29 protein-coding genes are annotated in these 18,481 nt (G+C 41.3%); all 29 read left to right on the forward strand.

Annotated elements, in window-relative coordinates:
* The first annotated feature begins 176 nt into the window (after window positions 1-176).
* The 29 genes from HT720_RS05965 to HT720_RS06105 all read left to right on the forward strand — a co-directional run bounded on the left by HT720_RS05965 (window position 177) and on the right by HT720_RS06105 (window position 18,417).
* Entirely contained in the window at window positions 177-1,715 is a 1,539-nt protein-coding gene (locus tag HT720_RS05965; RefSeq protein ID WP_173274965.1) for a damage-inducible protein CinA, read from the forward strand.
* 119 nt (window positions 1,716-1,834) lie between these two features.
* The gene (gene nrdD / locus HT720_RS05970; RefSeq protein WP_173274966.1) at window positions 1,835-4,042 is read left to right on the forward strand and encodes an anaerobic ribonucleoside-triphosphate reductase; all 2,208 of its coding nucleotides are present in this window, start codon (window positions 1,835-1,837) and stop codon (window positions 4,040-4,042) included.
* Between the two features lie 11 nt (window positions 4,043-4,053).
* Window positions 4,054-4,194: a hypothetical protein gene (locus HT720_RS05975; protein ID WP_000521618.1), complete on the forward strand. Its 141-nt coding sequence runs from the start codon at window positions 4,054-4,056 to the stop codon at window positions 4,192-4,194.
* A 43-nt stretch (window positions 4,195-4,237) separates the two neighbouring features.
* Window positions 4,238-4,744, forward strand: a complete 507-nt coding sequence (locus HT720_RS05980) for a GNAT family N-acetyltransferase (protein ID WP_173274967.1) — start codon at window positions 4,238-4,240, stop codon at window positions 4,742-4,744.
* The gene (gene nrdG / locus HT720_RS05985) at window positions 4,737-5,327 is read left to right on the forward strand and encodes an anaerobic ribonucleoside-triphosphate reductase activating protein (RefSeq protein WP_001064217.1); all 591 of its coding nucleotides are present in this window, start codon (window positions 4,737-4,739) and stop codon (window positions 5,325-5,327) included. The genes HT720_RS05980 and nrdG overlap by 8 nt, the downstream gene beginning before the upstream one ends.
* Entirely contained in the window at window positions 5,324-5,950 is a 627-nt protein-coding gene (locus HT720_RS05990; protein ID WP_173274968.1) for a phosphoribulokinase, read from the forward strand. The genes nrdG and HT720_RS05990 overlap by 4 nt, the downstream gene beginning before the upstream one ends.
* Before the next feature lie 244 nt (window positions 5,951-6,194).
* Window positions 6,195-6,503, forward strand: coding sequence for a 30S ribosomal protein S10 (gene rpsJ, locus HT720_RS05995; protein ID WP_001284513.1), 309 nt, complete (start codon window positions 6,195-6,197; stop codon window positions 6,501-6,503).
* A 216-nt stretch (window positions 6,504-6,719) separates the two neighbouring features.
* Entirely contained in the window at window positions 6,720-7,346 is a 627-nt protein-coding gene (gene rplC, locus HT720_RS06000; RefSeq protein ID WP_000160197.1) for a 50S ribosomal protein L3, read from the forward strand.
* A 24-nt stretch (window positions 7,347-7,370) separates the two neighbouring features.
* Window positions 7,371-7,994: a 50S ribosomal protein L4 gene (gene rplD, locus HT720_RS06005; protein WP_000024549.1), complete on the forward strand. Its 624-nt coding sequence runs from the start codon at window positions 7,371-7,373 to the stop codon at window positions 7,992-7,994.
* On the forward strand, window positions 7,994-8,290 hold the full coding sequence (locus HT720_RS06010) for a 50S ribosomal protein L23 (RefSeq protein ID WP_001055347.1): 297 nt from the start codon (window positions 7,994-7,996) through the stop codon (window positions 8,288-8,290). Before rplD ends, HT720_RS06010 begins: the two co-directional genes overlap by 1 nt.
* Window positions 8,291-8,307: 17 nt before the next feature.
* Complete coding sequence (rplB, locus tag HT720_RS06015) at window positions 8,308-9,141, forward strand: 50S ribosomal protein L2 (protein WP_173274969.1); 834 nt, start codon at window positions 8,308-8,310, stop codon at window positions 9,139-9,141.
* Between the two features lie 103 nt (window positions 9,142-9,244).
* Window positions 9,245-9,526, forward strand: a complete 282-nt coding sequence (gene rpsS / locus HT720_RS06020) for a 30S ribosomal protein S19 (protein WP_000533766.1) — start codon at window positions 9,245-9,247, stop codon at window positions 9,524-9,526.
* A gap of 11 nt (window positions 9,527-9,537) precedes the next feature.
* Window positions 9,538-9,882: a 50S ribosomal protein L22 gene (rplV, locus tag HT720_RS06025; RefSeq protein WP_000818137.1), complete on the forward strand. Its 345-nt coding sequence runs from the start codon at window positions 9,538-9,540 to the stop codon at window positions 9,880-9,882.
* A gap of 12 nt (window positions 9,883-9,894) precedes the next feature.
* The gene (rpsC, locus tag HT720_RS06030) at window positions 9,895-10,548 is read left to right on the forward strand and encodes a 30S ribosomal protein S3 (protein ID WP_000529936.1); all 654 of its coding nucleotides are present in this window, start codon (window positions 9,895-9,897) and stop codon (window positions 10,546-10,548) included.
* Between the two features lie 3 nt (window positions 10,549-10,551).
* On the forward strand, window positions 10,552-10,965 hold the full coding sequence (gene rplP, locus HT720_RS06035; RefSeq protein ID WP_000960946.1) for a 50S ribosomal protein L16: 414 nt from the start codon (window positions 10,552-10,554) through the stop codon (window positions 10,963-10,965).
* 9 nt (window positions 10,966-10,974) lie between these two features.
* Window positions 10,975-11,181, forward strand: coding sequence for a 50S ribosomal protein L29 (gene rpmC / locus HT720_RS06040; RefSeq protein ID WP_000772918.1), 207 nt, complete (start codon window positions 10,975-10,977; stop codon window positions 11,179-11,181).
* Between the two features lie 24 nt (window positions 11,182-11,205).
* Window positions 11,206-11,466: a 30S ribosomal protein S17 gene (rpsQ, locus tag HT720_RS06045; RefSeq protein ID WP_000440801.1), complete on the forward strand. Its 261-nt coding sequence runs from the start codon at window positions 11,206-11,208 to the stop codon at window positions 11,464-11,466.
* Between the two features lie 25 nt (window positions 11,467-11,491).
* Window positions 11,492-11,860, forward strand: coding sequence for a 50S ribosomal protein L14 (gene rplN, locus HT720_RS06050; protein WP_000616545.1), 369 nt, complete (start codon window positions 11,492-11,494; stop codon window positions 11,858-11,860).
* Between the two features lie 78 nt (window positions 11,861-11,938).
* A complete protein-coding gene (gene rplX, locus HT720_RS06055) occupies window positions 11,939-12,244 on the forward strand; it encodes a 50S ribosomal protein L24 (protein ID WP_000497691.1) in 306 nt (101 codons plus the stop codon).
* 23 nt (window positions 12,245-12,267) lie between these two features.
* Window positions 12,268-12,810, forward strand: coding sequence for a 50S ribosomal protein L5 (rplE, locus tag HT720_RS06060; protein WP_000013542.1), 543 nt, complete (start codon window positions 12,268-12,270; stop codon window positions 12,808-12,810).
* A gap of 17 nt (window positions 12,811-12,827) precedes the next feature.
* A complete protein-coding gene (locus tag HT720_RS06065; RefSeq protein ID WP_001085697.1) occupies window positions 12,828-13,013 on the forward strand; it encodes a type Z 30S ribosomal protein S14 in 186 nt (61 codons plus the stop codon).
* A 284-nt stretch (window positions 13,014-13,297) separates the two neighbouring features.
* Window positions 13,298-13,696 carry a 30S ribosomal protein S8 gene (rpsH, locus tag HT720_RS06070; RefSeq protein WP_000245504.1) on the forward strand — a complete coding sequence of 133 codons (399 nt, stop codon included), beginning with the start codon at window positions 13,298-13,300 and terminating at the stop codon, window positions 13,694-13,696.
* A gap of 225 nt (window positions 13,697-13,921) precedes the next feature.
* Window positions 13,922-14,458: a 50S ribosomal protein L6 gene (rplF, locus tag HT720_RS06075; RefSeq protein WP_004269753.1), complete on the forward strand. Its 537-nt coding sequence runs from the start codon at window positions 13,922-13,924 to the stop codon at window positions 14,456-14,458.
* Between the two features lie 83 nt (window positions 14,459-14,541).
* Window positions 14,542-14,898, forward strand: coding sequence for a 50S ribosomal protein L18 (rplR, locus tag HT720_RS06080; protein WP_000624044.1), 357 nt, complete (start codon window positions 14,542-14,544; stop codon window positions 14,896-14,898).
* Between the two features lie 17 nt (window positions 14,899-14,915).
* Window positions 14,916-15,410 (forward strand): 30S ribosomal protein S5, encoded by a 495-nt coding sequence (gene rpsE, locus HT720_RS06085; protein ID WP_000874202.1) that lies wholly within the window; start codon window positions 14,916-14,918, stop codon window positions 15,408-15,410.
* A 13-nt stretch (window positions 15,411-15,423) separates the two neighbouring features.
* A complete protein-coding gene (gene rpmD / locus HT720_RS06090) occupies window positions 15,424-15,606 on the forward strand; it encodes a 50S ribosomal protein L30 (protein WP_000057241.1) in 183 nt (60 codons plus the stop codon).
* A gap of 144 nt (window positions 15,607-15,750) precedes the next feature.
* A complete protein-coding gene (gene rplO, locus HT720_RS06095; protein ID WP_000766087.1) occupies window positions 15,751-16,191 on the forward strand; it encodes a 50S ribosomal protein L15 in 441 nt (146 codons plus the stop codon).
* A 12-nt stretch (window positions 16,192-16,203) separates the two neighbouring features.
* Entirely contained in the window at window positions 16,204-17,514 is a 1,311-nt protein-coding gene (gene secY / locus HT720_RS06100) for a preprotein translocase subunit SecY (protein WP_049524604.1), read from the forward strand.
* 264 nt (window positions 17,515-17,778) lie between these two features.
* Complete coding sequence (locus HT720_RS06105; RefSeq protein WP_173274970.1) at window positions 17,779-18,417, forward strand: adenylate kinase; 639 nt, start codon at window positions 17,779-17,781, stop codon at window positions 18,415-18,417.
* Window positions 18,418-18,481 lie beyond the last annotated feature (64 nt).

Below are 18,481 nucleotides of genomic sequence, written 5' to 3' on the forward strand. Positions count from 1 at the left end.
TGACTCAGAAAGAATTGGATTATATCATGTCATTTAAACAGACACATTTACACCGCTTTCGAGAAATTGAAACCTTTGTGAAACTATGCAAAAAATCGCTCAAACAGCCATCGCAAGCTGACAATCCTAGGACTTTTTGATATACTAAGACAGATAAATTGAATAGGAGAAACGATATGAGTGTGTATGGTAGAGTAGAAGAAGTTCATCAGGAGAATCGTGAACCTCTAGAATACCAAATCGAACAAGAATCGCATCATCGTGAATCAAGTCGTCTTCCTTTGGTAAAAATTTTACTATGGAGTACGCTTGTAACGGGGATAACTCTAGGAGTACCGCTATTACTCGATTTAATGAGTGCACAGGAAGTGCAGGATTTTTATGCAGGTTGGGCCCTTCATCAGACAGGGAAGATTTACAGCGACTATTATGGAAGTCAAGGTTTGCTTTATTATTTGCTGACTTACGTGACTCAGGGCGGATTTTTCTTTGCCATTTTTGAGTGGTTAGCCTTGGTAGCAGGAGGATTTTTCCTTTTTAGATCAGCGGACACCTTGACAGAGCAAGGAGACCAAGCTGGACAAGTGGTGACTATTTTTTACATGCTAGTTACAGGTCTTGCTTTTGGTGGAGGTTATGCGACTCTTTTAGCGCTTCCTTTCTTATTCGCGGCCTTTAGTTTAGTTGCGGCTTATCTAAGCAATCCAAGCCATGATAAGGGATTTGTACGGATTGGGCTGGCTTTGGCGGGTGGATTTTTCTTTGCTCCCTTGGCATCGCTTCTGTTTATTGCTGTAGTGAGTTTAGGCTTGTTGGTCTTTAACCTTGGGCATAGACGCTTTGCACATGGGCTTTATCAGTTTCTTGCAGTGGCTTTAGGTTTTTCACTGGTCTTTTATCCAACTGCCTACTATAGTGTTGCAACAGGAAGTTTTGGGGATGCCATTAGTGGTATTCGTTATCCTATTGACAGTATTCGCTTTGATTTCACTTCTAAAATTTTAGAGAATATGGCTTTTTATGGCTTGTTGTCCCTTGGTTTGGGATTTGTGGTTTGTATCTTTTTAGGTCTCTTTCAATCTAAACTCTCTAAACTATACGTCATTTCGGTTCCTGCAAGTCTTGTGACAATTTTAGGTTTGATTTTGCTTTTCTTTTCACAAGCGCCTCTGCACGCTTCCTATTTGATGGTCGTCTTTCCTGTTTTCCTACTTTTATTGGTAACCAATATTAAGAGTCAACAGAGGGGGCGTAGTGTTAGAAGAAGACGAAGAGAAACGCCAGTTAGCCTATGGAGTCGTTTCTTCAAAGGAAATCTATATCTGCCAGTTTTAGGGCTTGTCTATCTTTTGTCTGTTCCTTTTTTGATGAAGTTTGTCCTTTATCCGGTACCTTATCAAGAACGTAATCATCTTGCTGATTTGGTGAAAGAGGAGATAAGTACGGAAGATGCTATCTATGCATGGGATGATACTGCGACTCTTTATCGTAAGAGTGAGCGCTTGTCGCCATCGGCGATTTTGTCTCCGATGCACTATACAGCAACTGAGGAAAATCGGAATAAGTTACTTAATGACTTGAAAGAAAAACAACCTAAGGTGATTGTGGTGAATGATAAGGTGCCAGTGTGGTCTGAAGTGGAAACACTCTTAAAAGAAAATTACCAACAAGTAAAGACTGATTACTCAGAGTTTAAAGTCTATAAAATCAAATAACAAAATCAATATCTTGTGTATTTTTAAAAATTTTAGGATTTTTAACACAAGATATTGATTTTTCTTTTTAGAGTGGTATAATACTTTTTAGAAAGAATATTTTAGAAAAGAGCATGCATATGATTGCACTAGAAGAAAAAATTACAATTTTGCCAACTCTCTTCGTCGAGAAACGAGATGGGAGACGTGTTGTATTTGATGTGGATAAGATTGACAAAGCTCTCCACAAGGCGGCAGACAAGGTTATGGATGTGACACCCTTGGTTGAAAAACGCCTCAATGCTCTGACTGAGCGAATTGTCACAGAAATTCATAGTCGCTTTCCACAGGGGGTTAAGATTTACGAAATTCAAAATATCGTAGAACATGAATTGCTTGAAGCCAAAGAATATGCGCTTGCTGAGGAGTATATTACTTATCGGACACAGAGGGATTTTGAACGCTCGAAAGCGACAGATATCAACTTTAGTATCCATAAACTTCTCAACAAAGACCAGGCGGTTGTTAACGAAAATGCCAATAAAGACAGCGATGTCTTCAACACCCAACGTGATTTGACAGCAGGGATTGTTGGAAAGTCAATTGGACTCCAAATGCTTCCTAAGCACGTAGCCAATGCTCACCAAAAGGGGGATATCCACTATCACGATTTGGACTACAGTCCCTATACACCGATGACCAACTGCTGTTTGATTGATTTCAAGGGGATGTTGGAAAATGGTTTTAAGATTGGAAATGCAGAGGTAGAAAGTCCCAAGTCTATCCAGACTGCAACAGCTCAGATTTCCCAAATCATCGCCAACGTGGCTTCTAGCCAGTACGGTGGTTGTTCAGCTGACCGTATCGATGAAGTCTTGGCGCCTTATGCAGAGAAGAACTACCAAAAACACCTCAAAGATGCAGAAGAATGGGTCTTGCCTGAAAAACGGGAAGATTACGCTTGGAAGAAAACTCAAAAAGACATCTACGATGCTATGCAATCCCTTGAGTATGAAATCAACACCCTCTTCACTTCAAATGGACAAACACCTTTTACCTCGCTAGGTTTTGGTCTAGGAACTAGCCGTTTTGAGCGTGAAATTCAAAAAGCTATTTTAAACATTCGTATCAAGGGTCTTGGTTCAGAACACCGTACAGCCATCTTTCCTAAGCTCATCTTTACGCTTAAAAGAGGTCTTAACTTGGAAGAAGGAACTCCCAACTACGACATTAAGCAGTTGGCTCTTGAGTGTGCAACCAAGCGGATGTACCCAGACGTCTTGTCTTACGATAAGATTGTCGACTTGACAGGTTCTTTTAAGGTGCCTATGGGTTGCCGTTCGTTCCTCCAAGGATGGAAAGACGAGAATGGTGTAGAAGTTAATTCGGGTCGGATGAATCTAGGTGTTGTGACGGTCAACCTTCCTCGTATTGCCCTCGAGTCTGAGGGCGATATGAATAAGTTCTGGGAAATCTTCAACGAGCGTATGAACATTGCGGAAGATGCTCTGGTTTACCGTGTCGAACGCACTAAAGAGGCGACGCCAGCCAATGCTCCTATCCTTTATCAGTACGGTGCTTTTAGCCATCGTCTAGGTAAAGAAGAAAATGTTGACCAGCTCTTTAAGAATCGTCGTGCGACAGTTTCACTAGGCTATATCGGTTTGTACGAAGTAGCGACAGTTTTCTTTGGTAACAGCTGGGAACACAATCCAGAAGCCAAGGAATTCACGCTGGATATCATTCGTGATATGAAACGCCGTGTAGAAGAGTGGTCTGACCAATATGGCTACCATTTCTCTATCTACTCAACACCGTCCGAAAGCTTGACAGACCGTTTCTGTCGACTAGATACAGACAAGTTTGGCTCTATTCCTGATATTACAGACAAGGAATACTACACCAATTCTTTCCACTATGATGTTCGTAAAAATCCAACACCGTTTGAAAAATTAGACTTTGAGAAAGTCTATCCAGAAGCAGGTGCGTCAGGTGGTTTCATCCATTATTGTGAGTATCCAGTCCTTCAGCAAAATCCTAAAGCCTTGGAAGCTGTCTGGGACTATGCCTATGACCGTGTCGGCTATCTAGGGACCAATACACCAATTGACCGTTGCTATAAGTGTGACTTTGAAGGGGATTTTGAACCAACTGAGAGGGGCTTTGCTTGTCCAAACTGTGGCAATAGCGACCCAAAAACAGTAGACGTTGTTAAACGGACTTGTGGCTATCTAGGCAATCCTCAAGCGAGACCGATGGTCAATGGGCGTCACAAGGAAATCGCTGCGCGTGTCAAACATATGAATGGCTCAACGATTAAAATAGCTGGCCACCAAGTAACCAATTAGAAAGAAATGAAATGGGAAAATATCAATTAGACGATAAGGGGCGTGCACAAGTGACCCGTTATCACGAGAAACACTCTAAAGGTGGAGCTGGTAAGAAAGAACGCTTGCTCAACCTCAGAGAACAATTTTTAAATAAGAATAAGAAGAAATAAAAGTGAGAGTCAGCTCTCGCTTTTCTCATAGTGGGAGGTAAGGATGGAATTACGCAGACCAAGATTAGCAGATAAAGAAACAGTTTTAGAGATGATGGCAGAGTTTGAAAAGAGCCAATCAGCCCATGATGGCGGATTTTGGGATACAGAGAACTTTGTGTATGAAGAGTGGTTGGAAACAAATATGCAAAAAGAAATGGGAATAAACTTGCCTGAAAATCGTGTTCCTTTTATTCAATTTGTATCATTTGATGATGCAGGTCATGCTCTAGGATTTTTGAATCTGCGATTGAGACTGAATGAGGGTTTACTGAATTATGCTGGCCACATCGGCTACTCCATTCGTCCATCAGAAAGAGGCAAGGGTTATGCTAAGGAAACTCTCCGTCAGGGCTTGCAAGTTGCTAAGGAAAAGAACATCAAGAGAACTCTGGTGACCTGTAGCGTGAATAATCCTGCTAGTAGAGCAGTCATTCTAGCAAATGGAGGTCTCATTGAGGATGTTCGTAATGGAGTCGAGCGTTATTGGATAGAGGTAGCGAATGAATAATCCAAAACCACAAGAATGGAAAAGCGAGGAACTCAGTCAAGGGCGTATCATTGACTACAAGGCCTTTAACTTTGTAGATGGAGAAGGTGTGCGGAACTCCCTCTATGTATCAGGCTGCATGTTTCACTGCGAGGGATGTTATAATGTTGCGACTTGGTCTTTCAATGCAGGAATTCCCTACACAGCAGAATTAGAAGAGCAAATCATGGCAGATCTTGCCCAGCCCTATGTTCAAGGATTGACCTTGCTGGGAGGGGAGCCCTTTCTCAATACTGGGATTCTCTTGCCACTCGTTAAGCGCATTCGGAAGGAATTGCCAGACAAGGACATCTGGTCCTGGACGGGCTACACTTGGGAAGAAATGATGCTGGAGACTCCAGACAAACTGGAACTCTTATCGCTAATTGACATCCTTGTAGATGGACGATACGATCGAACTAAGAGAAATCTTATGCTTCAGTTCCGCGGATCTTCAAACCAAAGAATTATCGATGTGCAAAAATCCCTCAAAAGTGGGCAAGTAGTGATTTGGGACAAACTTAATGACGGAAAAGAAAGCTATGAACAGGTGAAGAGAGAATGAAGAGAAAAGACTTAGTAGACCAACTAGTCTCAGAGATCGAAACGGGAAAAGTCAGGACACTGGGTATATATGGTCATGGAGCTTCAGGTAAATCAACCTTTGCACAGGAATTGTACCAAGCTTTAGATTCTACTACAGTAAATTTGCTAGAAACAGATCCTTATATAACCTCAGGACGCCATCTGGTTGTACCAAAGGACGCGCCAAATCAAAAGGTGACAGCCTGTCTGCCAGTGGCGCATGAACTGGCGAGTTTGCGGAGAGATATTCACGCATTGCAGGCGGGTATGGATGTCTTAACAATTGAAGAACCTTGGAAGGCTAGTGAGGTCTTGTCTGGAGCAAAGCCAATTCTGATTGTCGAAGGGATGTCTGTTGGCTTTCTGCCAAAGGAACTCTTTGACAAAACCATCTGTTTCTACACGGATGAGGAGACCGAATTAAAAAGGCGTCTAGATCGAGATACGACAGTGAGAAATCGCGATGCATCCTTTATATTGGTTAGCCATCAGATGAGACGGGAGCAATATCTACACTACTATAAAGAAACCGAGTCAGAGGCGGACATTCTAGTGAAACAATCAGAAGATAAATTTGAGGTCAAGAGGAGTCGGTTTATATAGAAGAAAATCCCTAATTTTAAAAAGAAAAAATAGGAAAACAGTTTCATCGTAAAAAAACGAAAAAACAGCAACAAATCCCTTGCAATCGCAGGGGCTTTGTGTTATTCTATTATGGTGCTGTAAATTACAGCCTTAGCTTTGATGCAAGAGGTTGCGACACGCTCGGTTGCATTGCCACGCAACACCGCGTCGGTTTTCTTGTGGAGCTAGCCTATTATCTTAAATAGACGAAAAGGAGAAAAAGATGGCAAACAAAAAAATCCGTATCCGTTTGAAAGCTTACGAACACCGTACGCTTGACACAGCGGCTGCAAAAATCGTAGAATCAGCTACTCGTACAGGTGCACAAGTTGCGGGTCCAATCCCACTTCCAACTGAACGTAGCCTCTACACAATCATTCGTGCGACTCACAAATACAAAGACTCTCGCGAACAATTTGAAATGCGTACACACAAACGTTTGATCGATATCGTTAACCCAACTCAAAAAACAGTTGATGCTTTGATGAAATTGGATCTTCCAAGTGGTGTAAACGTAGAAATCAAACTTTAATCTAAAATATAAAAGAGCAGAGGCTGGTGTTTCAATTTAATTGAACACGAGCTAAACTCGGTGTGAAAAAGACAAACTTCCTAGTGTCTGCTAGACACTGCGTCAGTTTTCTATTTTCACTTTGAGTTTGACGCCCTTTGTATCTTAGACTTGAGCATAAAAAACGCTCGTTAAAAACTTTTTGAATAAAAAATATAGAAAAGGAACTATTTTCTCATGACAAAAGGAATCTTAGGGAAAAAAGTGGGAATGACTCAAATCTTCACTGAAGCTGGCGAATTGATCCCTGTAACAGTTATTGAAGCAACTCCAAACGTTGTTCTTCAAGTTAAAACTGTTGAAACAGACGGATACAACGCTATCCAAGTTGGTTTCGATGACAAACGCGAAGTATTGAGCAACAAACCTGCTAAAGGACATGTAGCGAAAGCTAACACGGCTCCTAAGCGCTTCATTCGTGAATTCAAAAACGTTGAAGGCTTGGAAGTTGGTGCTGAAATCACAGTTGAAACATTCGCAGCCGGAGACGTTGTTGACGTAACTGGTACTTCTAAAGGTAAAGGTTTCCAAGGTGTTATCAAACGCCACGGACAATCACGTGGACCAATGGCTCACGGTTCTCGTTACCACCGTCGTCCAGGTTCTATGGGACCTGTTGCACCTAACCGCGTATTCAAAGGTAAAAACCTTGCAGGACGTATGGGTGGTGACCGCGTAACAATTCAAAACCTTGAAGTTGTACAAGTTGTTCCAGAAAAGAACGTTATCCTTATCAAAGGTAACGTACCAGGTGCTAAGAAATCTCTTATCACTATCAAATCAGCAGTTAAAGCTGGTAAATAATAAGGAAAGGGGAATACAGTCAAAATGGCAAATGTAACATTATTCGACCAAACTGGTAAACAAGCGGGCGAAGTTGTTCTTAACGATGCAATCTTTGGTATCGAACCAAACCAATCTGTTGTGTTTGATGTGATCATCAGCCAACGTGCTAGCCTTCGTCAAGGAACTCACGCAGTTAAAAACCGCTCAGCTGTTTCAGGTGGCGGACGCAAACCATGGCGTCAAAAAGGAACTGGACGTGCTCGTCAAGGTTCTATCCGCTCTCCACAATGGCGTGGTGGTGGAATCGTCTTCGGACCAACTCCACGTAGCTATGCGTACAAACTTCCTCAAAAAGTTCGTCGCCTTGCGCTTAAATCTGTTTACTCAGAAAAAGTTGCTGAAAATAAATTTGTAGCCGTTGATTCTCTTGAATTTACAGCTCCAAAAACTGCTGAATTTGCAAAAGTTCTTGCAGCTTTGAGCATCGATTCTAAAGTCCTTGTTATTCTTGAAGAAGGAAACGAATTCGCAGCTCTTTCAGCTCGTAACCTTCCAAACGTGAAAGTTGCGACTGCTACAACTGCAAGTGTTCTTGACATCGCAAATAGTGACAAACTTCTTGTTACTCAAGCAGCTATCTCTAAAATCGAGGAGGTTCTTGCATAATGAATTTGTATGATGTTATCAAAAAACCTGTCATCACTGAAAGCTCAATGGCTCAACTTGAAGCAGGAAAATATGTATTTGAAGTTGACACTCGTGCACACAAACTTTTGATCAAGCAAGCTGTTGAAGCTGCTTTCGAAGGTGTTAAAGTTGCTAATGTTAACACAATCAACGTAAAACCAAAAGCTAAACGTGTTGGACGTTACACTGGTTTTACTAACAAAACTAAAAAAGCTATCATCACACTTACAGCTGATTCTAAAGCAATCGAGTTGTTTGCTGCTGAAGCTGAATAATCTAAGGAGGAAATATCGTGGGAATTCGTGTTTATAAACCAACAACAAACGGTCGCCGTAATATGACTTCTTTGGATTTCGCTGAAATCACAACAAGCACTCCTGAAAAATCATTGCTTGTTGCATTGAAGAGCAAGGCTGGTCGTAACAACAACGGTCGTATCACAGTTCGTCACCAAGGTGGTGGACACAAACGTTTCTACCGTTTGGTTGACTTCAAACGGAACAAAGACAACGTTGAAGCAGTTGTTAAAACAATCGAGTACGATCCAAACCGTTCTGCAAACATCGCTCTTGTACACTACACTGACGGTGTGAAAGCATACATCATCGCTCCAAAAGGTCTTGAAGTTGGTCAACGTATCGTTTCAGGTCCAGAAGCAGATATCAAAGTCGGAAACGCTCTTCCACTTGCTAACATCCCGGTTGGTACTTTGATCCACAACATCGAGTTGAAACCAGGTCGTGGTGGTGAATTGGTACGTGCTGCTGGTGCATCTGCTCAAGTATTGGGTCAAGAAGGTAAATACGTTCTTGTTCGTCTTCAATCAGGTGAAGTTCGTATGATTATTGGAACTTGCCGTGCTACAGTTGGTGTTGTCGGAAACGAACAACATGGACTTGTAAACCTTGGTAAAGCAGGACGTAGCCGTTGGAAAGGTATCCGCCCAACAGTTCGTGGTTCTGTAATGAACCCTAACGATCACCCACACGGTGGTGGTGAAGGTAAAGCACCAGTTGGTCGTAAAGCACCATCTACTCCATGGGGCAAACCTGCTCTTGGTCTTAAAACTCGTAACAAGAAAGCGAAATCTGACAAACTTATCGTTCGTCGTCGCAACGAGAAATAATATTAAACTAGTCGCTTAAGTAACTAGTAAATCCGCCAGCTCGGTAGCGCTCCATGTGAGCGCAAGCCGCTGTGGTACAACATTTAAAGGAGAAAATATAAAAATGGGACGCAGTCTTAAAAAAGGACCTTTCGTCGATGAGCATTTGATGAAAAAAGTTGAAGCTCAAGCTAACGACGAAAAGAAAAAAGTTATTAAAACTTGGTCACGTCGTTCAACGATCTTCCCAAGTTTCATTGGTTACACTATTGCAGTTTATGACGGACGTAAACACGTACCTGTTTACATTCAAGAAGACATGGTAGGTCACAAACTTGGTGAATTTGCACCAACTCGTACTTACAAAGGTCACGCTGCAGACGACAAGAAAACACGTAGAAAATAAGGAGAACATAAATGGCAGAAATTACTTCAGCTAAAGCAATGGCTCGTACAGTACGTGTTTCACCTCGTAAATCACGTCTTGTTCTTGATAACATCCGTGGTAAAAGCGTAGCCGATGCAATCGCAATCTTGACATTCACTCCAAACAAAGCTGCTGAAATCATCTTGAAAGTTTTGAACTCAGCTGTAGCTAACGCTGAAAACAACTTTGGTTTGGATAAAGCTAACTTGGTAGTATCTGAAGCATTCGCAAACGAAGGACCAACTATGAAACGTTTCCGTCCACGTGCGAAAGGTTCAGCTTCACCAATCAACAAACGTACAGCTCATATCACTGTAGCTGTTGCAGAAAAATAAGGAGGTAAAATCGTGGGTCAAAAAGTACATCCAATTGGTATGCGTGTCGGCATCATCCGTGATTGGGATGCCAAATGGTATGCTGAAAAAGAATACGCGGATTACCTTCATGAAGATCTTGCAATCCGTAAATTCGTTCAAAAAGAACTTGCTGACGCAGCAGTTTCAACTATCGAAATCGAACGCGCAGTAAACAAAGTTAACGTTTCACTTCACACTGCTAAACCAGGTATGGTTATCGGTAAAGGTGGTGCAAACGTTGATGCACTCCGTGCAAAACTTAACAAATTGACTGGAAAACAAGTACACATCAACATCATCGAAATCAAACAACCTGATTTGGATGCTCACCTTGTAGGTGAAGGAATTGCTCGTCAATTGGAGCAACGTGTTGCTTTCCGTCGTGCACAAAAACAAGCAATCCAACGTGCAATGCGTGCTGGAGCTAAAGGAATCAAAACTCAAGTATCAGGTCGTTTGAACGGTGCAGATATCGCCCGTGCTGAAGGATACTCTGAAGGAACTGTTCCACTTCACACACTTCGTGCAGATATCGATTACGCTTGGGAAGAAGCAGATACTACATACGGTAAACTTGGTGTTAAAGTATGGATCTACCGTGGTGAAGTTCTTCCAGCTCGCAAAAACACTAAAGGAGGTAAATAACCAATGTTAGTACCTAAACGTGTTAAACACCGTCGTGAATTCCGTGGAAAAATGCGCGGTGAAGCAAAAGGTGGAAAAGAAGTAGCATTTGGTGAATACGGTCTTCAAGCTACAACTAGCCACTGGATCACTAACCGCCAAATCGAAGCTGCTCGTATCGCCATGACTCGTTACATGAAACGTGGTGGTAAAGTTTGGATTAAAATCTTCCCACACAAATCATACACTGCTAAAGCTATCGGTGTACGTATGGGATCTGGTAAAGGGGCACCTGAAGGTTGGGTAGCACCAGTTAAACGTGGTAAAGTGATGTTCGAAATCGCTGGTGTATCTGAAGAGATTGCACGCGAAGCGCTTCGTCTTGCTAGCCACAAATTGCCAGTTAAATGTAAATTCGTAAAACGTGAAGCAGAATAAGGAGAAGGCATGAAACTTAATGAAGTAAAAGAATTTGTTAAAGAACTTCGTGGTCTTTCTCAAGAAGAACTCGCGAAGCGCGAAAACGAATTGAAAAAAGAATTGTTTGAACTTCGTTTCCAAGCTGCTACTGGTCAATTGGAACAAACAGCTCGCTTGAAAGAAGTTAAAAAACAAATCGCTCGTATCAAAACAGTTCAATCTGAAGCGAAATAATAGACTAGGGAAGGAGAAATTTCAATGGAACGCAATAATCGTAAAGTTCTTGTTGGACGTGTTGTATCTGACAAAATGGACAAGACAATCACAGTTGTAGTTGAAACAAAACGTAACCACCCAGTCTATGGTAAACGTATTAACTACTCTAAAAAATACAAAGCTCATGATGAAAACAATGTTGCCAAAGAAGGCGATATCGTACGTATCATGGAAACTCGCCCGCTTTCAGCTACAAAACGTTTCCGTCTTGTAGAAGTTGTTGAAGAAGCGGTCATCATCTAATCAAACCTGAAAGGAGAAAACTGAAATGATTCAAACAGAAACTCGTTTGAAAGTCGCAGACAACAGCGGTGCTCGCGAAATCTTGACTATCAAAGTTCTTGGTGGTTCAGGACGTAAATTTGCAAACATCGGTGATGTTATCGTGGCATCTGTAAAACAAGCTACTCCTGGTGGTGCGGTTAAAAAAGGTGACGTTGTTAAAGCAGTTATCGTTCGTACTAAATCAGGTGCTCGTCGTGCTGATGGTTCATACATCAAATTTGACGAAAATGCAGCAGTTATCATCCGTGAAGACAAAACTCCTCGCGGAACACGTATCTTTGGTCCAGTTGCACGTGAATTGCGTGAAGGTGGCTTCATGAAGATCGTGTCACTTGCTCCAGAAGTACTTTAATTTTTAGAAACAAACTAGTCCCCTGGATTTACCTCCAGGGTGCCCTTATGGGCGTAAGAAAAGTCAAGGAGAAACCTAATGTTTGTAAAAAAAGGCGACAAAGTTCGCGTAATCGCTGGTAAAGATAAGGGAACAGAAGCTGTTGTCCTTACTGCCCTTCCAAAAGTAAACAAAGTTATCGTTGAAGGTGTTAACATCGTTAAGAAACACCAACGTCCAACTAACGAACTTCCTCAAGGTGGTATCATCGAGAAAGAAGCAGCTATCCACGTATCAAATGTTCAAGTATTGGACAAAAATGGTGTAGCTGGTCGTGTTGGTTACAAATTTGTAGACGGTAAAAAAGTTCGCTACAACAAAAAATCAGGCGAAGTGCTTGATTAATCACGAAGGAAAGGAGAAGTATAATGGCAAATCGTTTAAAAGAAAAATATCTTAATGAAGTAGTTCCTGCTTTGACAGAACAATTCAACTACTCATCAGTGATGGCTGTGCCTAAAGTAGATAAGATCGTTTTGAACATGGGTGTTGGTGAAGCTGTATCAAACGCTAAAAGCCTTGAAAAAGCTGCTGAAGAATTGGCACTTATCTCAGGTCAAAAACCACTTATCACTAAAGCTAAAAAATCAATCGCCGGCTTCCGTCTTCGTGAAGGTGTTGCGATCGGTGCAAAAGTTACCCTTCGTGGTGAACGTATGTACGAATTCTTGGATAAATTGGTTTCAGTTTCACTTCCACGTGTACGTGACTTCCACGGTGTTCCAACAAAATCATTTGATGGACGCGGAAACTACACACTTGGTGTGAAAGAACAATTGATCTTCCCAGAAATCAACTTCGATGACGTTGACAAAACTCGTGGTCTTGACATCGTTATCGTAACAACTGCTAACACTGACGAAGAGTCACGTGCATTGCTTACAGGCCTTGGAATGCCTTTTGCAAAATAATATAGGAGGTAAATCTAATGGCTAAAAAATCAATGATTGCTAAGAACAAACGTCCAGCGAAGTTCTCTACTCAAGCTTATACTCGTTGTGAAAAATGTGGTCGTCCACATTCAGTTTACCGCAAATTTAAACTTTGCCGTGTTTGCTTCCGTGAATTAGCTTACAAAGGACAAATTCCTGGTGTAACAAAAGCATCTTGGTAATTTAAGATATCAAGGGCGTCAAAACTCTAAGTGAAAATAGGAAACTTGACGAAGAAACTGAAGTTTCTAGGAAAGTTTATCTTTTTCACACAGAGTTTAGCCCGGGTTCAGTTGGGCTTGCCAATTTGAACACGAGCTACAGCTTTGGCAAAAAAGACCAATTTTCTTTGGAGCATCGCTCCTGCATCAAATTGCCTATTTTTGCTCTTGCTGTTACGCTCTTTGTATCATGTATTAACTAGCAAGTGCAACTTGCAAACTACTAGTAAGAGGAGAAAAACAAAATGGTTATGACTGACCCAATCGCAGACTTCCTAACTCGTATTCGTAACGCTAACCAAGCGAAACACGAAGTACTTGAAGTACCTGCATCAAACATCAAAAAAGGGATTGCTGAAATCCTTAAACGCGAAGGTTTTGTAAAAAACGTTGAAATCATCGAAGATGACAAACAAGGCATCATCCGTGTATTCCTTAAATACGGACCAAACGGTGAAAAAGTTATCACTAACTTGAAACGTGTTTCTAAACCAGGACTTCGTGTCTACAAAAAACGTGAAGACCTTCCAAAAGTTCTTAACGGACTTGGAATTGCTATCCTTTCAACTTCTGAAGGTTTGCTTACTGATAAAGAAGCACGCCAAAAGAATGTTGGTGGAGAAGTTATCGCTTACGTTTGGTAATTGATGATGTGAGAGCGTTAAAAGAATGCAGTGAAAATAGGAAGTTTGTAGCAGGAGCGATGCTCCAAGACAAACTTATCTTTTTCACCAAATTCTTAGCTCGAACTCAAATCAAGATACAAAGCTCGTTAGAGCGTGTTCAGTTCAGCTCTTGAACTAAATAAGTATCTGAACCCCGTGAAAACTGGCCTTTCTGGCCTGACAATTTAACAGGAGAAAATAAACATGTCACGTATTGGTAATAAAGTTATCGTGTTGCCTGCTGGTGTTGAACTCACTAACAATGACAACGTTGTAACTGTAAAAGGACCTAAAGGAGAACTTACTCGTGAGTTCTCAAAAGATATTGAAATCCGTGTGGAAGGTACTGAAGTAACTCTTCACCGTCCAAACGATTCAAAAGAAATGAAAACTATCCACGGAACTACTCGTGCCCTTTTGAACAACATGGTTATTGGTGTATCAGAAGGATTCAAGAAAGAACTTGAAATGCGCGGGGTTGGTTACCGTGCACAACTTCAAGGATCTAAACTTGTTTTGGCTGTTGGTAAATCTCATCCAGACGAAGTTGAAGCTCCAGAAGGAATTACTTTTGAACTTCCAAACCCAACAACAATCGTTGTTAGCGGAATTTCAAAAGAAGTAGTTGGTCAAACAGCTGCTTACGTACGTAGCCTTCGTTCACCAGAACCATATAAAGGTAAAGGTATCCGTTACGTTGGTGAATTCGTTCGCCGTAAAGAAGGTAAAACAGGTAAATAATGTTGAGTGGTTGATTCTCAACCACCAACCTATTTTCCAACTTTGTGCATAGCACACGATTTAAAACTAAAGAGGTGAAAACTGTGATTTCAAAACCAGATAAAAACAAACTCCGCCAAAAACGCCATCGTCGCGTTCGCGGAAAACTCTCTGGAACTGCTGATCGCCCACGTTTGAACGTATTCCGTTCTAATACAGGCATCTACGCTCAAGTGATTGATGACGTAGCGGGTGTAACGCTCGCAAGTGCTTCAACTCTTGACAAAGAAGTTTCAAAAGGAACTAAAACTGAACAAGCCGTTGCTGTCGGTAAACTCGTTGCAGAACGTGCAAACGCTAAAGGTATTTCAGAAGTGGTGTTCGACCGCGGTGGATATCTATATCACGGACGTGTGAAAGCTTTGGCTGATGCAGCTCGTGAAAACGGATTGAAATTCTAATAGGAGGACACTAGAAAATGGCATTTAAAGACAATGCAGTTGAATTAGAAGAACGCGTAGTTGCTGTCAACCGTGTTACAAAAGTTGTTAAAGGTGGACGTCGTCTTCGTTTCGCAGCTCTTGTTGTTGTTGGTGACCACAACGGTCGCGTAGGATTTGGTACTGGTAAAGCTCAAGAAGTTCCAGAAGCAATCCGTAAAGCAGTAGATGATGCTAAGAAAAACTTGATCGAAGTTCCTATGGTTGGAACAACAATCCCACACGAAGTTCTTTCAGAATTCGGTGGAGCTAAAGTATTGTTGAAACCTGCTGTAGAAGGTTCTGGAGTTGCCGCTGGTGGTGCAGTTCGTGCCGTTGTGGAATTGGCAGGTGTGGCAGATATTACATCTAAATCACTTGGTTCTAACACTCCAATCAACATTGTTCGTGCAACTGTTGAAGGTTTGAAACAATTGAAACGCGCTGAAGAAGTTGCTGCCCTTCGTGGTATTTCAGTTTCTGATTTGGCATAAGAAAGGGGATAAAATGGCTCAAATTAAAATTACTTTGACTAAGTCTCCAATCGGACGCATTCCATCACAACGTAAAACTGTTGTAGCACTTGGACTTGGCAAATTGAACAGCTCTGTTATTAAAGAAGATAACGCTGCTATCCGTGGTATGATCACAGCAGTATCTCACTTGGTAACAGTTGAAGAAGTAAACTAATGAATTTTTAGGGGATGTGCACTATACCATCCCCTAAAACTAGATATAGTCATCTATGATGACGTCGTATAGGCGAGTTGATGGGGGAGACAACCTTTTCTCCCTTATCGGCGCTAGCATTTTACAAAAGAGGAGAAAATAAAAATGAAACTTCATGAATTGAAACCTGCAGAAGGTTCTCGTAAAGTACGTAACCGCGTTGGTCGTGGTACTTCATCAGGTAACGGTAAAACATCTGGTCGTGGTCAAAAAGGTCAAAAAGCTCGTAGCGGTGGCGGAGTTCGCCTTGGTTTTGAAGGTGGACAAACTCCATTGTTCCGTCGTCTTCCAAAACGTGGATTCACTAACATCAACGCTAAAGAATACGCAATTGTGAACCTTGACCAATTGAACGTCTTTGAAGATGGTGCTGAAGTTACTCCAGTTGTTCTTATCGAAGCAGGAATTGTTAAAGCTGAAAAATCAGGTATTAAAATTCTTGGTAACGGTGAGTTGACTAAGAAATTGACTGTGAAAGCAGCTAAATTCTCTAAATCAGCTGAAGAAGCTATCACTGCTAAAGGTGGTTCAGTAGAAGTCATCTAAGAGAGGTGACCTATGTTTTTTAAATTATTAAGAGAAGCTCTTAAAGTCAAGCAAGTTCGATCAAAAATTTTATTTACAATTTTTATCGTTTTGGTCTTTCGTATCGGGACTAGCATTACAGTTCCTGGTGTGAATGCCAATAGCTTGAATGCTTTAAGTGGATTATCCTTCTTAAACATGTTGAGCTTGGTGTCGGGGAATGCCCTAAAAAACTTTTCGATTTTTGCCCTAGGAGTGAGTCCCTATATCACTGCTTCTATCGTTGTCCAACTCTTGCAAATGGATATTTTACCCAAGTTTGTAGAGTGGGGAAAACAAGGGGAAGTAGGCCGAAGAAAATTGAATCAAGCTACTCGTTATATTGCTCTAGTTCTCGCTTTTGTGCAATCTATCGGGATTACAGCTGGTTTTAATACCCTGGCTGGAGCTCAATTGATTAAAACTGCTTTAACTCCACAAGTTTTTCTGACGATTGGTATCATCTTAACAGCTGGTAGTATGATTGTCACTTGGTTGGGTGAGCAAATTACAGATAAGGGATACGGAAACGGTGTTTCCATGATTATCTTTGCCGGGATTGTTGCCTCAATTCCAGAGATGATTCAGGGCATCTATGTGGACTACTTTGTGAACGTGCCAAGTAGCCGTATCACTTCATCTATCATTTTCGTAATCATTTTGATTATTACTGTACTGTTGATCATTTACTTTACAACCTATGTTCAACAAGCAGAATACAAAATTCCAATCCAATATACTAAGGTTGCACAAGGTGCTCCATCTAGCTCTTACCTTCCTTTGAAGGTAAACCCTGCTGGAGTTATCCCTGTTATCTTTGCAAGTTCGATTACTGCAGCGCCTGCGGCTATTCTTCAGTTTTTGAGCGCTACAGGTCATGATTGGGCTTGGGTAAGAACAGCACAAGAAATGCTGGCAACAACTTCACCAACTGGTATTGCCATGTATGCTTTATTGATTATTCTCTTTACATTCTTCTATACGTTTGTACAGATTAATCCTGAAAAAGCGGCAGAGAACCTACAAAAGAGCGGTGCCTATATCCACGGTGTTCGTCCTGGTAAAGGTACAGAAGAATATATGTCTAAACTTCTTCGTCGTCTTGCAACTGTTGGTTCCCTCTTCCTTGGTGTGATTTCTATTTTACCGATCGTAGCAAAAGATGTTTTCGGACTTTCAGAAGCAGTTGCTTTTGGAGGAACTAGTCTTTTGATCATTATCTCTACAGGTATTGAAGGAATCAAACAATTGGAAGGTTACCTATTGAAGCGTAAGTATGTTGGTTTCATGGATAGAACAGAATAAAAGTATTTACTGATACTCTTCGAAAATCAAATTCAAACCACGTCAGCTTTATCTGCAACCTCAAAGCAGTGCTTTGAGCAACCTGCGGCTAGCTTCCTAGTTTGCTCTTTGATTTTCATTGAGTATGAATCAGTAAATGCTGAGGGAGTGGAGGTTTAACTCTAACATTAGTGAGAGTTTGGTCTCCCCTCTTCTATTTTGTTTTTAAATAGGGGTGAAAAGACTTTTTGCTTCTATTTAAAAATAAAATAAGGAGATCAGATCATGAATCTTTTGATTATGGGCTTACCTGGTGCAGGTAAGGGAACTCAAGCAGCAAAAATCGTAGAACAATTCCATGTTGCACATATCTCAACAGGTGATATGTTCCGTGCTGCTATGGCAAATCAAACTGAAATGGGTGTTCTTGCTAAGTCATACATTGACAAGGGTGAATTGGTTCCTGACGAAGTTACAAATGGGATCGTAAAAGAACGTCTTTCACAAGATGATATTAAAGAAACAGGATTCTTGTTGGATGGTTACCCACGTACGATCGAACAAGCTCATGTCTTGGACAAAACATTGGCTGAACTTGGCATCGAACTAGAAGGTGTTATCAACATCGAAGTGAATCCAGACAGCCTCTTGGAACGTTTGAGTGGCCGTATCATCCACCGCGTAACTGGAGAAACTTTCCACAAGGTCTTTAACCCACCAGTTGACTATAAAGAAGAAGATTATTACCAACGTGAAGATGATAAACCTGAGACAGTAAAACGTCGTTTGGATGTGAATATTGCTCAAGGGGAACCAATCATTGCTCACTACCGTGCCAAAGGTTTGGTTCATGACATCGAAGGTAATCAAGATATCAATGATGTCTTCTCAGATATCGAAAAAGTATTGACAAATTTGAAATAAAGCGTTTTTCACACTTGCAAAAATCCGCTACAAATGTTATACTGAGATAGTCTGACTTATAATT

Source organism: Streptococcus sp. 68 (assembly GCF_013277415.1).
GTDB lineage: Bacteria > Bacillota > Bacilli > Lactobacillales > Streptococcaceae > Streptococcus.

Coding starts and splice junctions, on each gene's coding strand:
- HT720_RS05965 (WP_173274965.1), top strand. CDS start 177: ATGAGTGTGTATGGTAGAGTAGAAGAAGTTCATCAGGAGAATCGTGAA.
- nrdD (WP_173274966.1), top strand. CDS start 1,835: ATGATTGCACTAGAAGAAAAAATTACAATTTTGCCAACTCTCTTCGTC.
- HT720_RS05975 (WP_000521618.1), top strand. CDS start 4,054: ATGGGAAAATATCAATTAGACGATAAGGGGCGTGCACAAGTGACCCGT.
- HT720_RS05980 (WP_173274967.1), top strand. CDS start 4,238: ATGGAATTACGCAGACCAAGATTAGCAGATAAAGAAACAGTTTTAGAG.
- nrdG (WP_001064217.1), top strand. CDS start 4,737: ATGAATAATCCAAAACCACAAGAATGGAAAAGCGAGGAACTCAGTCAA.
- HT720_RS05990 (WP_173274968.1), top strand. CDS start 5,324: ATGAAGAGAAAAGACTTAGTAGACCAACTAGTCTCAGAGATCGAAACG.
- rpsJ (WP_001284513.1), top strand. CDS start 6,195: ATGGCAAACAAAAAAATCCGTATCCGTTTGAAAGCTTACGAACACCGT.
- rplC (WP_000160197.1), top strand. CDS start 6,720: ATGACAAAAGGAATCTTAGGGAAAAAAGTGGGAATGACTCAAATCTTC.
- rplD (WP_000024549.1), top strand. CDS start 7,371: ATGGCAAATGTAACATTATTCGACCAAACTGGTAAACAAGCGGGCGAA.
- HT720_RS06010 (WP_001055347.1), top strand. CDS start 7,994: ATGAATTTGTATGATGTTATCAAAAAACCTGTCATCACTGAAAGCTCA.
- rpsS (WP_000533766.1), top strand. CDS start 9,245: ATGGGACGCAGTCTTAAAAAAGGACCTTTCGTCGATGAGCATTTGATG.
- rplV (WP_000818137.1), top strand. CDS start 9,538: ATGGCAGAAATTACTTCAGCTAAAGCAATGGCTCGTACAGTACGTGTT.
- rplP (WP_000960946.1), top strand. CDS start 10,552: ATGTTAGTACCTAAACGTGTTAAACACCGTCGTGAATTCCGTGGAAAA.
- rpmC (WP_000772918.1), top strand. CDS start 10,975: ATGAAACTTAATGAAGTAAAAGAATTTGTTAAAGAACTTCGTGGTCTT.
- rpsQ (WP_000440801.1), top strand. CDS start 11,206: ATGGAACGCAATAATCGTAAAGTTCTTGTTGGACGTGTTGTATCTGAC.
- rplN (WP_000616545.1), top strand. CDS start 11,492: ATGATTCAAACAGAAACTCGTTTGAAAGTCGCAGACAACAGCGGTGCT.
- rplX (WP_000497691.1), top strand. CDS start 11,939: ATGTTTGTAAAAAAAGGCGACAAAGTTCGCGTAATCGCTGGTAAAGAT.
- rplE (WP_000013542.1), top strand. CDS start 12,268: ATGGCAAATCGTTTAAAAGAAAAATATCTTAATGAAGTAGTTCCTGCT.
- HT720_RS06065 (WP_001085697.1), top strand. CDS start 12,828: ATGGCTAAAAAATCAATGATTGCTAAGAACAAACGTCCAGCGAAGTTC.
- rpsH (WP_000245504.1), top strand. CDS start 13,298: ATGGTTATGACTGACCCAATCGCAGACTTCCTAACTCGTATTCGTAAC.
- rplF (WP_004269753.1), top strand. CDS start 13,922: ATGTCACGTATTGGTAATAAAGTTATCGTGTTGCCTGCTGGTGTTGAA.
- rpsE (WP_000874202.1), top strand. CDS start 14,916: ATGGCATTTAAAGACAATGCAGTTGAATTAGAAGAACGCGTAGTTGCT.
- rpmD (WP_000057241.1), top strand. CDS start 15,424: ATGGCTCAAATTAAAATTACTTTGACTAAGTCTCCAATCGGACGCATT.
- rplO (WP_000766087.1), top strand. CDS start 15,751: ATGAAACTTCATGAATTGAAACCTGCAGAAGGTTCTCGTAAAGTACGT.
- secY (WP_049524604.1), top strand. CDS start 16,204: ATGTTTTTTAAATTATTAAGAGAAGCTCTTAAAGTCAAGCAAGTTCGA.
- HT720_RS06105 (WP_173274970.1), top strand. CDS start 17,779: ATGAATCTTTTGATTATGGGCTTACCTGGTGCAGGTAAGGGAACTCAA.